The following is a 12,489-nucleotide window of genomic DNA, read 5'->3' as shown; positions in this document are numbered from 1 at the left end:
TTAAACCACCCGTTTCTCCTTCACTTCAACAAGCATCTCACCTACCGCGGAAACATCTCCCGCCCCTACCGTAACGACAACGTCTCCCTCTTCCATAGATTCTTTGAGAAGGGCGACAGCATCATACATATCGGAGCAAAGAATACAGTTCTTGTACTGGCGAAGCTGCAGTTCGGAGTAAATAAGATTGGAATCAATACCTTCTATGGGTTCCTCATCTGCCCCATAGACTGGTAATAGAAAAAGCCTATCTGCCAGGAGCAGAACATCTGCAAAATCCTTGTACATAGCGGCTGTACGGGAAAAGCGATGGGGCTGAAAAACAACATTAAGTCGTCTTTCTGGAAACATTTGGGATAGAGTGTTCAGAGTCGCCGCTATTTCCCGTGGATGGTGACCGTAGTCATCATAAATGTCCATACCATTTGTAGAACCAATATACTGTAACCGTCGTTTTGCCCCCCGGAAAGTTTTCAGGGTCTTTTTAATCAAAGGGAAGGGAACCTCAAGACGATCTGCTACTACACAAGCTGCCAGCGCATTCATTATATTGTGATCTCCAGAAACTGAAAGTTTAACTTCGTCTACAAACTTCCCATTTTTTGCCACAGAAAAGGAAACTCCGCCGCCAGGGACATGTTCCACGTTATAAGCGCCCCAATCCCAGGCACTGCCCCAACCATAGGTGATTACTTCATTTTTAAGATGATTTTCATCAAGTATCCTTGTCAATCCCACATCCTCACCGCACAGGACAACTACACCGTCATCTTTAGGGTTAACTAAGAACCTACCAAAGGCTTCAATTACACTATCAAAAGTAGGATAATGGTTCACATGATCCCAATCAGCATTTGTTAAAACAGCTATGTTGGGATGAAACCCTTCAAAAGAACCGTCGCTTTCATCAAGTTCTGCAACCATATAGGGACCCTCTCCAAGTTTAGCGTTCACTCCTATATCGCAAAGTTCGCCACCTATAGCTAAGGTAGGGCTCAACCCGGACTGCTCAAGGATGAGAGCGATCATGGATGAGGTTGTGGTTTTGCCGTGAGTTCCAGCGATGCCAATCCCATATTGGGAATCGAATATCCAGCTCAGCACTTCTCCTCTTTTAGCTGTGGGGATACCCCTCCTTTTGGCATGAAGGAGCTCTTCGTTATCTTCTGGAATAGCACTGCTATAAACAATTAGGTCTGGGGAAAAATCATCAAGATGCTCTTTACCGTGATGAAGAACAAAGCCAATATTATCCTGAATTACTTTATCCACATATGACGTCCAATTCACATCGCACCCACTTACATCGTATCCAAGATCTTTCAGCAAGAGGGCGAGTCCGCTCATGCCTGCCCCGCCTACACCCATGAGGTGAATTCTGTTAATTCCCTTTAAGTTTGATATTATTAAGTCCAATCACAGACTCTCCCTTCGCATTAACGAGATTAGAACATCCCAGATCCTTTCACAACTACGATCTTCAAATCCCCTCTGAGATCTCTCGTCAAGCTTCGTACCATTATCGACTTTCGAAACACAATCAATGAGATGGTGTTTTAATTCAAATACAGAGGCCTGCTCATCCCATACAAAATTTCCCATAGTTTCTTTCTCAAATAGCACGGCATTCCGCACTTGGTGACCATCAGAAGCGCCACGCCAGGGGATAATAAGCGATGGGATGTTAAGAACCATGAGTTCGGATAAGGTAGAAGCCCCTGCTCGCGCTATAACAGCATCGACAACCGAATAGATTATAGACATATCCCACTGTCTTTCAACAGCTATAAGAGTATTTATATCGGGACATCGTCCTTTTCCTCCCACTACTAGAAAAGTAACGTTTTTGAGATCAGGCGCAGATGCCAATTCACATATAGTTTTAAAAAGTGGTGAGCTCGTTAATGACCCACTAAGCACCCCAACAATAGCGCCCTTTGGAAAATCAACCCCTGTATATAGTTTACCCCAAGCTTCTATACGGTCAACCTTTTTAAACTTACGAATTGGAATTCCAACATAATTAAATTGATCCTTTTCTAAAGGGCGGCACTCTTGCCATCCAGAGAGCACGGGAATACCAAATTTCTTTGCTAAACGAGTTACTTTCCCGGCTACAGAATTTTGCTCATGAATAACCAGCGGTATCCTATGTAATAAACACGCTAGCATAGGTGGAAAAGAAACATATCCGCCAAAAAGGACACAAACATCGGGACGATCTTCCCTGATCAGGGAAACGGACTGCAAAAAAGCGGAAAAAAGACTCCCCAATCGGCGAATGACCTTCCCTGCTTTTAAAATCCCAAGGGGAGAGCCTTCTATGGGCAATACCGTTGGGGCAATGTTATTCTGACTGAATATTTCCCATTCCAGGGGCCTTGAACCACAGATATATTCTATTTTTACGTTCTTCATTTCTCTTTCTTCGATCCATTGCCCAAGAGAAATAGCTGGAAAAATGTGTCCTCCTGTTCCTCCCGCTACAAAAAACAATTTTTTCATGACTGTGCACCTGCAATCTCTTTTGTTATACGAACAATGAGACCGGCTCGTACCCACATCATTAACAGAGAGCTCCCCCCGTAACTTATAAAAGGCAAGGGCATTCCAGTAAGTGGCATTAATTTCAAAACTCCTCCTACATTAATGAAGAAAGGAACTAGTACTGATATCACAAGCCCCCATAAAAGGGTTCTCATAAAGGGGTCTTGCGCCTGTCTGTATATTTTGTAACACCTAACAACCCAGATAGTAAAAAGGAAAACCACTAGACCAGTTCCAATAAATCCAAACTCCTCACCTATTGCAGCAAATATATAGTCCGTATGTGCTGCCGGAAGATAGTTCATTTTCTGAAGGCCTTTCCCTATTCCAACTCCAATAAGTCCGCCGTTCGCAAAGGCGACAAGGCCCTGTATAACCTGGAAACCACTGTCAAGGGGCTCTTTCCATGGATCAAGAAATGCTACATATCTACGAAGACGATAGCTTTCTTTTATTAATATGGGGAAAAGGAGAGATATACCCCCAATACCAATAATCAAAGGGTAGCACCATCCTTGATTTTCCACTTGGATTCCCATACAAATCACAGCCAGAAGAAGCATTCCTCCTATGTCCGGCTGCATTAGAAGAGGCAGGGCAGAGAAAAAAATCATTGCCATTGTTATAGTCCAAAACTTCCTAGATGAAGAAAGCTCTGATCGAGTGAGGCATTTAGATAAATGAATAACCGTAGCCAAGAGTAAAAGCTCTAAAGGTTGAAATTGAAGGGCTCCTACATCTATCCAGCGTTTTGCTCCCCCTGCCTCTATTCCCAGTCCCGGTATTAGAGTGCTAAAGGAGAGGAAGAAACCAAACACCCAGAGAGGGCCGCTCACTTTCTTCCATAGTGAAATGGGAAGCAAGTACATGATAAACATGGCACAAAGCCCTAAAAAGCTCCACTGAACCTGTTTGAACCCAATAATAAAAGGAGATCCCCACGATTCCATAGATTGTGGCGAAGTGAGAGATACTATCATAACGATTCCCAAACAGTTCAGCACAAGAGGAATGATCCAAAGAAGAGGATCCACGCGCTGTGCCTTCTCGCTCACAACAATCCTCCGTATTTATTGACAAGGTGCTGGAAATGTTCCCCCCTCTTCTTATAACTGGGGTACATATCCCAACTTGTGCACGCTGGCGAAAGAAGGACGGTTTCGCCTGGAAGAGAAAGAGCCATCGCTGCTTTCACAGCATCTTCCATGGAATCAACTTCAATATGCCGCGCAAAGCCTGCCCCCTCAAGAGCAGTAACGATAGGCTTCTTTTCTGCCCCAAGAACAATAGCGACTCTGGCTTCTTTTTTTACCGCTTCCGCAAGGGGAGAGTAATCCTCTCCTTTCCCCTGACCGCCAAGAATAACAACCTTGGGGCCATGTATTGAAGTTAAGGCAGTTGCACTTGCCGCCACATTCGTTCCTTTTGAATCATCAATATAACGAACGCCATCAATTTCAGCCACAAAAGTACACCGATGAGGAAGAGGTATAAAATCCGAAAGTTGTTTTGTAAGGTTCGAACAAGGAACGCCCCCGAGAATGAGAGCAGAAGCAGTCATAGCTAAATTTTCAAGGTTATGCCGCCCGATAAGATCCACATCTCTATAATCAAAAAGTAATTCTTTTTTGTTGTAGGAAAGCCAGGCTTCCTGTTCTCCCATGCAAATATAGGCATCTGTCTTATGAACCGGCTCCTGCCCTTCCCAATAAAGAGAAGCAACAGCCGATTTGCCCGAGAGTTGAAGAGCGTCGACGTCTCTGTTTTGAACCACGGCCCAATGCCCCGGTTCCTGCAAACGGACAAGACGCGCCTTTGCTTTCAAATAATTCGTGAAAGAACCATGCCAATCTATATGATCAGGTGCCAAATTAGTCACTATAGCTACGTGGCTTTTTAGGAGATGGGCCCAGTAAAGTTGGAAACTGCTCAATTCAATCACTATAAAATCCAAATTCTGACTGGCATGCAAAGAAAGAGGGTTTCCGATATTTCCAGCCACAGCCGTCTTGTATCCGTATTTTTTCAGAAGATGACCAATAAGCATTGTGGTCGTGCTTTTTCCATTACTCCCCGTTACCCCAATAACTTTCCCTTTTATATGGGGAGCAACAAAATCAATTTCTCCAATTACCGGTATTCCTCTACCCTGAGCCTTTTTAACGACGGAAGCTTGAGGAGAAATACCTGAACTGACAACAATACAATCCGCATCTAGTGCTCTTAAGCTATTCCCTCCAACTTCCCACTGAATGTCCTGTAATTTAAAAGCCTCTTCTACTTCGGGAGAAAGAGTGTCCTTTTTTTCTGTCACAAAGACATGGGCTCCAAGGGTTTTTGCTAATATCGCAAGCCCCTTTCCACTTACTCCAGCACCAAGAATTGTAATCTTTTTCCCGGCTATATCCTGGTTGCTTTCCTTCATAACCATGCCTTCTTTCAAGCGAATTCTTCAGCTCACCACTGTAAAAAAATGTAAATTAAGGCCCATGCGCCAAGTCCATGAATAAGCCAGAAGCGTGTTACGATCTGGATTTCGCTCCATCCCGAAAGTTCAAAATGATGATGAAGGGGACTCATCTTAAAGACCTTTCTTTTAAATTTATGTATAGCTACAAGTTGTATGGATACTGAAAGTATTTCTATACCAAACAAAAAACCTAATGGGATAACAGCAATTATAAAATCACTAAAGACACATAGAGAAACAAGCATTCCTGCCAAAAAATGGGATCCCACATCACCCATAAAAACTGCTGCAGGGTAGGCATTATACCAAAGGAAAGCCAGACTCATAGAGAGAGTGCCAAGTGCGCAACCCCGTACAGCCGAATTTCCAGGAAACCATGTTAAAAACATTACAAGAGAAATGATCGTAGCGCCAATAGCCAGCCCATCAAGCCCATCAGTTACATTTACAGCGTTAAGCATTCCGATAGTTAGGATAGCTAAAAAAGGAACGGCAAACCACCATGGAAGCAGAACTCCTGGACAAAGGCTCACTCCCTGCTTCCATGACATTAGAATAGCCCAGGGGACAACAATAATAATCTGAATGACAAGCTTAACAAGACTCGGGAACCCCTCACTGCTGCGGCTCTTAAATTTGATCCAGTCGTCAGCAAATCCTATTAAGGCAGCCCCCCAGGGCAAAAGCCATATTATAAAGACATCCCAAAAAGCGGCCCATCCCATCACAACTATGACTATAAGGGTTATAAGAGAAGCTAATATAAACATAACCCCACCCATAGAAGGCGTTTTGCTTTTCGTTTCAATATGATTTTGTGGCCCATATTCCTTTTGTACCTGGGTCATATTCCAGCAATTAGAACGTTCTATCCAATCTCTTTCTAAGAAAAATGCACATAGAAAAACAACACCGAAGAGAAAAAGCGAATTCACGACTCTTGCCCCTCCATAAGAATTAATACGACCTTTTCCAGATGGTGGCTATGGGACCCTTTGATGAGCACCCCATCCCCAGACCTTATCATTTTAGCCAGTTCTACAGCAAAGGATTGCACTTTTGATACAATAACTATTTTACTCCGTTCATGTTCTGGCATTTTCTCCAGCGGCACTTTCCATTCTTCTCCTACCAGGAAAAGAGCATCTAAAAAATGAGTGCTCCTTAATATTTCTTCATGAAGTACGCTTTCTTCCTTCCCTAACTCTTTCATACTGCCAAGGATCGCCAATTTGCGCCCCTTGACCTCTACAGTGGAAAAGGTGTTCAAAGATGCTTTCATGGAAGAGGGATTGGCATTATATGAATCATCAATGATGACCGCTCCAGCTCTTGTTGAAAAGACCCTTCCTCTGCCTGGAAGTGAAGTCATGGTCTCCAGGTTTCTCAATGCCTCTTCAAGAGGGTACCCCAACTCCCTATAAAGGGTTAAAGCGTAAACTAGAGAAAGGGAATTATGGGTTCCCCATAGGCCGCAATACAGATCTGAAATAACGCCATCTTCCCATCGAATTGTAGTTTTTAGGCGTGGCAGATTTTCTACCAAATCAAAAGTAGATTGGCAAATTCGAACTTCGCCCTTTCGAACTCCTACTCCAATCTTCTTGCAGGTTCCATAAACTTGTCCTGCTGCATTGGCGAGGTTTTCATTATCAGCATTAAAAATGAGGGTTTTTAAATGAGGAGACCTGGTAATCTCCATTTTGGCTGCTATAACTCCTTCCAATGTTACCAAACCTTCCAGATGGGCAGAGCTTACTTCTGTAATAATGCACCTTGTTGGAGGAAAATACTGAACCATCTCTTCTATTTCCCCAGGTTTATTTGTTCCCATCTCCAGTATGAGGACATTCGTCCCTGCCGGCATCGCAAGGATTGTAAGAGAGCATCCGATGAGAGTGTTAAAACTTTTCTCAGCACCGAAAACAAGTGGCATTCCCTCAAAGCATTTCTTTAATACTTCTCTTGTGGTAGTTTTGCCCACACTTCCTGTAATAGCTATCACTTCATCTGGCAAACACGCAGAAAGATAAGCCGAAGCCATGCGTGCTAAATCCACAACAGAGTCATTCACTTCAATAACTGCTCTATCCCGAATTGACAGTCCTTGGGGGATCCGTCCTTTTTCAGCAATGATGAGAGAAGCCCCCTGATGTAAAGCATCCTTAATATAATCGTGCCCATCTTCAGCATTGCCGCGTATCGCTACAAAAGCAGCTCCCGGCCGAACTTCCCTGCTGTCGGCAGTAAAAAAGTCTGGAAGGATAATGTCTTCTCCCCACCACGAAGCACCGACAGATTCTGCCAGATCAGAAACTTTCCATAACTGCCATCTCACTTTATCTCCACCTCAATCCCACATCTAGGGCCCACTGCTGAATAGCATGCGAGTCATTGTATTCTATTTTGTTATTATCCATAACAATAAAACGTTCGGGCCCTTTACCTGTCACGACAACCACGTCACCGGGCTTAGCCATGGAGAGAGCGGTCCGAACTGCTTCATTCCGATCTAAAATGCGGTAATGGGGTGGAGCTTCAACAACACTTGCTATGCCCTGTTCTATTGCTTCCGCTATTTTAGCAGGATCCTCACTCCGCGAATTATCCATGGTTACAATAATTATATCGGCTAGCCTGGCTGCAACTTGCCCTAAAAGCGGGCGGTTGGCCTGGTACCTTTCGCCTCCATGGCCAAAAACAGAAATAATTTTACCATGGCAAACCTCTCTCAGGGCAGAGAGGACATTTTCTAAAGCATCTGGTGTGTGCGCATAGTCCACCACTCCACAAACTTCGTTCTCAAAAAAGTACTTTTCCAATCGGCCAGGAACCTGGGGCATAGACTCTAGCCCTTTCTTTATAACAAGGGGGGCTACTCCCATTTTATAGCAAATAGCCATAGCGCCTAAAGCATTGTATATATTGAAACGTCCTGTTAAAGGCAAAGTAATATCTATGGGGTCTGAGTTGAAAAACTGCACTTTCATAGAAAGCTCCGATAGTGTCATATAAAAATTCTGAAGTTGCACGTCGTGGTGTCTTGTGGAGTCTAGACCAAAAGAAAGGCATTTCTTTCCATAGATTCTGAGCAGCCTTCTACCATATTCATCGTCACTATTCACTGCCCCACACCAATTTTCTGAAACATACTCTTCGAAGAGCTTTTTCTTTGCCTCAAAATAATGCTCCATATCTTTATGGTAATCAAGATGTTCTGGGGTTAAATTGGTAAAGACCATCCCTTGGAAAAGACAACCATTTAAGCGCCCCTGGTTTGCCCCGTGGGAAGAGGCTTCCATAATAACGCTTGTACAGCCATTTCTTTTCATGCGGGCAATAAGTCTTTGAACGTCACAGCTTTCAGGGGTTGTCCGATCTGCCTCCTGCTCCTTTTCCCCATCTGCATAGACAATAGTCCCCATCAATCCGCACTTTTCACCAGCTTCTTCAAGTATGCTTCGGATCATATATGAAGACGTAGTTTTACCATTAGTACCAGTAATGCCGTATAAAGAAACTTGTTTAGATGGAAAACCATACACAGCTGCCGCGGCAAACCCCATAGCCCAACGGGAGTTTTCAACTATAATCTGCGGCACTTGGAGAGGTAGGGCATGCTGGCAAAGCAAAACCGCTGCTCCTCTTTGCACTGCATCTGAAGCGAAACTATGCCCATCATGTTTTTCACCTGGGATGCAACAAAAAAGGCTGTTCTCTTCACATTGGTGGCTCTTATTAAACACGTCCCAGAGAACAAGAGATGGATTTGAAATGTTTCGTGCCTCTTTTAACAAGTTTTTTTCTTTTAAGGCCTTGAGAACCAACTGTAAAGTCGACATAAATTATATATGCCCCTCTCTATCACTTGTCTTTCTACAGGTTAAGCAAAGCCATATCTTCTACTATTGCTTTGAAAACCGGCCCTGCCACATCGCCGCCATAATATCTGCCTTTAGATGGCTCTCCTATAACTATGAGCATGACATACTGTGGAGAATCGTAAGGCCAAAACCCCACAAACGAGGCGACCCACTTTTTTTTCGCATAGACCCCTTTTTCTGCTACCTGTGCTGTTCCCGTTTTTCCTGCGACAGAAGTTACAGCAGTATTCGCCGACCTGCCAGTGCCATTAATCACGGCTTCTCTCATTATCTTTCTCAGCCAGGCTGCTATAGCTGGAGTCACCACTGTTCGAACATTTTCTCTCTGTCCTTTATACACAGTTTTTCCTTTCGTATCTGTTACTTCTGCCACAATGTAAGGACGCAAAAGCTCCCCCCCATTTACTATGGCATTTATAGCGGTGAGAAGGTGAAGAGGTGTTACCCCTATTCCTTGTCCTATAGCAATATTTGCTGGTACAACTCCTCTCCACTGGTCAGGGGAAGGTAAAAGTCCTGCTTCTGCTCCATTGAGCTCTATGCCCGGAGTCTGGCCAAACCCCCATTCTTTAAGGCAGTTGTACATATTAAAAGGGCGAATACGTAATCCTATTTGAGCCATTCCAACATTGGAAGATTTTACCACGATATCCCCTAAAGAGAGTTTTCCCCAGCTATGATTTCCTGACTCGGAAATAGACCCATCAGCAACCTTGATCTTATGAGGAGTTTTTATGATTTCTGAGGGATACGTTGCCTTCCTCTCAAGAGCAATCGCAACGACAATGGGTTTAAAGGTTGATCCTGGCTCATATACCCGGCTCACAGCATTATTAAATATTTTTTTTGTGTCAAGCAGCTCTGTCCTATTGTTAGGATCAAAAGTTGGCATGCTGGATAGGGCTAGAATTTCCCCTGTATGCGGGTTCATGCAAATAGCAGTTCCCCAGTGCGCATTATGCTGATCTACTGCTTCCTGAAGACGTCGTTCAACGATGTACTGAATTCGCATGTCCATGGTAAGTCGAACTTTTCCTTTGTGCTCTATTTTTTCAAGGTCCGACAACCGAGTAGAAACATCAATGGCACGGCCTGAAATATCTTTAATAAAAAGCTTTATTCCCGGGGGAGAATATAGGGCCTGATCCCAAACGAATTCAATTCCAGAAAGTCCCCTATCGTCAATATCACAAAAGCCTAAAACATGTGAAGAGAGATTGTTTTGGGGGTAAATGCGTTTTTTTTCTTGCAGTCTGTAAAGACCAGGTAATCTCAATGCTGCAATAGCATTAGCATCTTCCTGATTGAGTTTCCGTGCCACCCAATGAAAGCGCCCAGATAAAGGGGACGAAAATTTTTTAATTGTTGCAGAAGGAAGATGTTTGTTTAGTGCCTGTGCATTTGAAGGGTCCCAAAAAGCCGGGTCAATAAAAAAACTATAGGCTGGCACCGACATAGATAAAGGGTTACCATAAATATCAACAATAGATCCTCTGGTTGTACTAACAGGAACTTCACTCCAGTACTGCCTTTGTGCCTGGCGGACTACTCTGCTGTCGGGCAGACAATGAACAAAAAAAAGACGAACCAGAACCGTCGTAAAAGCGATAAATACTGCGAACCAAGGGTTAAAAAAAAAGGTTTTTTTCATCTTATCGTTTCCATATTACTTTATTAACTACAAAGGACAAGAATACTACTATTCTTTAGCAGTAGCTTGGGACGAGAACAAAGAAAAGAGAAATCCCAGCCGATGCTCTCTCCGGACAGAAGAAGCCATAGTTTTCTGAGATTGGTGTAAAGGGGGAGACATCGCTACGTGAACTTTCTCGCTACGGACATTTGCTATCATACCTAATTTTTTCTGTGAATATCCGTAAATGGCTTCCGGAGATGTAAGAGTGGAAAGTGCACGCCGCATATCTACCTCTTGCATTTCGTAGCTTTCTATTTGCAAATTAATTTCATTAAGACGGGCCTCAAGCCTGTTAGCGTAAAGTCTCAAAACTCCTAATCCTACAAATGAAACTACCATAATAAAAACAAACACCACAAAATACGGACTTACTTTTACCTTTGAATCACATCTTAGGTCCCATGCCTGAGTGTTATACACGGTCAATCCACCTCCCCTTTAGAACTTTCTCTCTAATACTTTTTTCTAAAGGCACGAAGTTTTGCGCTTCTTGCCTTGTAATTCTTTTCTACTTCTTCTTCAGATGGTTTTAAAGGCCGCCTTGTTAAAAGATCACCATGATCTGATGTTTTCCAGTCCTTCATTGCATACTTAACTATACGGTCCTCAAGTGAATGGTAGCTAACAACTACAATAACCCCTCCGGGAGCAAGGCTCTCGAGTGCCCCTTGAAGCCCCTTTTCAAGCTCCTGGAGTTCATCATTTACAAAAATGCGTAATGCCTGAAAAACTTTTCGAGCAGGATGCCCTCCCATTTTTCGCTGCACAGGAGCCGGTAGCGATGACCTGATAGCTTCTACCAGCTGAAATGTCCGCTGTATTGGCCCATTTTTTTCGCGAAATCTTACTATGCCGGTGGCAATGCGCCTTGAATATCGCTCTTCTCCATATTTCCAGAAAATATCGGCAAGCTCTTTTTCTGAAAAGGTATTTACTATTTGTGCAGCTGAATATCCGCTTTCTCCAGAAGTTCCTTCCATTCTCATATCCAATGGACCGTCATTCTGAAAAGAAAAACCCCGTTCTGGTGAGCTAAGCTGGAGATTAGAAACCCCTAAATCGAAAACTATTCCATCTGGTTCTGCATTTTCCTTTGATAACACCATTGCAATAGCACTAAAGGGACTATTGTAGATATGCACCCGCTCTGCAAAGGAGACGAGCCGTTTTTGAGCTAAAGAAATAGCTTGTTCGTCTCTATCAATGCCTACTAACAGCGTTGCCGGAAAAACATTCAGTATTTCTTCTGCGTAACCCCCTAACCCCAAGGTGGCATCCACTATCATTTGAGGAGATTCTACATTTTTTAAACTTTCAATGACTTCCTTTAACATAACAGGAATATGTTCTACCATTAGAATCCCTCTATCTCTTCCGCAATAGCAGGTAGCGCTTCCATGACCTGCAGGCTATACTCATCCCATAGCTGTTTATCCCAAAGCTCTATGTGATCGCTGACTCCAACAAAAAGAGCATCTGACTGAAGATTTGCATGATCCCGCAGAAGTTGGGGAATCAATATTCGACCGGCATTATCTATTGGAAGTTCGTGGGCACTTGCTAACATGACGCGCATGAGACCTCTTGATTTACTTTTAGAGAAAGGAAGTTCTTGAAGTTTCTCTAGGACTCGGCTCCAATGGTTCATAGGGTAGATTGATACACATTGGTCAATGCCTATAGTGGCAACCACACACTGGCCTAACTCCTGCCGAAACTTTGCAGGAAGGACTGTTCTCCCTTTTGAATCGACCTTGTGTTCATAGGTTCCCATTAGCATGGGGACTCCTCCCACTTTATGACATTTCCCTCCACTTTCTCCCACATTAACACCCTTTTAAAAAAATAAATAAGCCCTAAGACCCCTGTTTAATACTTAAATATGGGTCTTA

11 protein-coding genes are annotated in these 12,489 nt (G+C 43.5%); all 11 read right to left on the bottom strand.

The window, feature by feature from the left end; all coding sequences use genetic code 11:
• The 11 genes from murC to mraZ are packed head-to-tail and all read right to left on the bottom strand — an operon-like array spanning nucleotide 1 to nucleotide 12,377.
• Nucleotides 1-1,416, bottom strand: coding sequence for a UDP-N-acetylmuramate--L-alanine ligase (gene murC / locus B2U56_RS03735; protein ID WP_213699932.1), 1,416 nt, complete (start codon nucleotides 1,414-1,416; stop codon nucleotides 1-3).
• Nucleotides 1,417-2,505: a UDP-N-acetylglucosamine--N-acetylmuramyl-(pentapeptide) pyrophosphoryl-undecaprenol N-acetylglucosamine transferase gene (locus B2U56_RS03730; protein WP_286952401.1), complete on the bottom strand. Its 1,089-nt coding sequence runs from the start codon at nucleotides 2,503-2,505 to the stop codon at nucleotides 1,417-1,419. It abuts the gene before it with no gap.
• Complete coding sequence (locus B2U56_RS03725; RefSeq protein WP_286952399.1) at nucleotides 2,502-3,602, bottom strand: FtsW/RodA/SpoVE family cell cycle protein; 1,101 nt, start codon at nucleotides 3,600-3,602, stop codon at nucleotides 2,502-2,504. Before B2U56_RS03725 ends, B2U56_RS03730 begins: the two co-directional genes overlap by 4 nt.
• On the bottom strand, nucleotides 3,599-4,972 hold the full coding sequence (gene murD, locus B2U56_RS03720; protein ID WP_286952397.1) for a UDP-N-acetylmuramoyl-L-alanine--D-glutamate ligase: 1,374 nt from the start codon (nucleotides 4,970-4,972) through the stop codon (nucleotides 3,599-3,601). Before murD ends, B2U56_RS03725 begins: the two co-directional genes overlap by 4 nt.
• Before the next feature lie 32 nt (nucleotides 4,973-5,004).
• Nucleotides 5,005-5,952 (bottom strand): phospho-N-acetylmuramoyl-pentapeptide-transferase, encoded by a 948-nt coding sequence (gene mraY / locus B2U56_RS03715; RefSeq protein ID WP_013048215.1) that lies wholly within the window; start codon nucleotides 5,950-5,952, stop codon nucleotides 5,005-5,007.
• Nucleotides 5,949-7,355 carry a UDP-N-acetylmuramoyl-tripeptide--D-alanyl-D-alanine ligase gene (locus tag B2U56_RS03710; protein ID WP_286952396.1) on the bottom strand — a complete coding sequence of 469 codons (1,407 nt, stop codon included), beginning with the start codon at nucleotides 7,353-7,355 and terminating at the stop codon, nucleotides 5,949-5,951. Before B2U56_RS03710 ends, mraY begins: the two co-directional genes overlap by 4 nt.
• 1 nt (nucleotide 7,356) lies before the next feature.
• Complete coding sequence (locus B2U56_RS03705; protein ID WP_013048213.1) at nucleotides 7,357-8,859, bottom strand: UDP-N-acetylmuramoyl-L-alanyl-D-glutamate--2,6-diaminopimelate ligase; 1,503 nt, start codon at nucleotides 8,857-8,859, stop codon at nucleotides 7,357-7,359.
• A gap of 34 nt (nucleotides 8,860-8,893) precedes the next feature.
• Nucleotides 8,894-10,552: a peptidoglycan D,D-transpeptidase FtsI family protein gene (locus B2U56_RS03700; RefSeq protein WP_286952394.1), complete on the bottom strand. Its 1,659-nt coding sequence runs from the start codon at nucleotides 10,550-10,552 to the stop codon at nucleotides 8,894-8,896.
• 48 nt (nucleotides 10,553-10,600) lie between these two features.
• Nucleotides 10,601-11,017, bottom strand: coding sequence for a hypothetical protein (locus B2U56_RS03695; RefSeq protein WP_013048211.1), 417 nt, complete (start codon nucleotides 11,015-11,017; stop codon nucleotides 10,601-10,603).
• Between the two features lie 32 nt (nucleotides 11,018-11,049).
• Nucleotides 11,050-11,952, bottom strand: a complete 903-nt coding sequence (gene rsmH, locus B2U56_RS03690; RefSeq protein WP_013048210.1) for a 16S rRNA (cytosine(1402)-N(4))-methyltransferase RsmH — start codon at nucleotides 11,950-11,952, stop codon at nucleotides 11,050-11,052.
• Nucleotides 11,952-12,377, bottom strand: coding sequence for a division/cell wall cluster transcriptional repressor MraZ (gene mraZ, locus B2U56_RS03685; protein ID WP_013048209.1), 426 nt, complete (start codon nucleotides 12,375-12,377; stop codon nucleotides 11,952-11,954). The genes rsmH and mraZ overlap by 1 nt, the downstream gene beginning before the upstream one ends.
• Between the last annotated feature and the right edge of the window lie 112 nt (nucleotides 12,378-12,489).

Source organism: Aminobacterium sp. UBA4987, assembly GCF_002396985.1.
GTDB lineage: Bacteria > Synergistota > Synergistia > Synergistales > Aminobacteriaceae > Aminobacterium > Aminobacterium colombiense.
Note: the sequence above shows the minus strand (reverse complement) of the source record. Positions and strands in the feature narration are given on the sequence as shown.

Coding starts and splice junctions, on each gene's coding strand:
- B2U56_RS03730 (WP_286952401.1), bottom strand. CDS start 2,505: ATGAAAAAATTGTTTTTTGTAGCGGGAGGAACAGGAGGACACATTTTT.
- murD (WP_286952397.1), bottom strand. CDS start 4,972: ATGAAGGAAAGCAACCAGGATATAGCCGGGAAAAAGATTACAATTCTT.
- B2U56_RS03705 (WP_013048213.1), bottom strand. CDS start 8,859: ATGTCGACTTTACAGTTGGTTCTCAAGGCCTTAAAAGAAAAAAACTTG.
- B2U56_RS03700 (WP_286952394.1), bottom strand. CDS start 10,552: ATGAAAAAAACCTTTTTTTTTAACCCTTGGTTCGCAGTATTTATCGCT.
- rsmH (WP_013048210.1), bottom strand. CDS start 11,952: ATGGTAGAACATATTCCTGTTATGTTAAAGGAAGTCATTGAAAGTTTA.
- mraZ (WP_013048209.1), bottom strand. CDS start 12,377: ATGCTAATGGGAACCTATGAACACAAGGTCGATTCAAAAGGGAGAACA.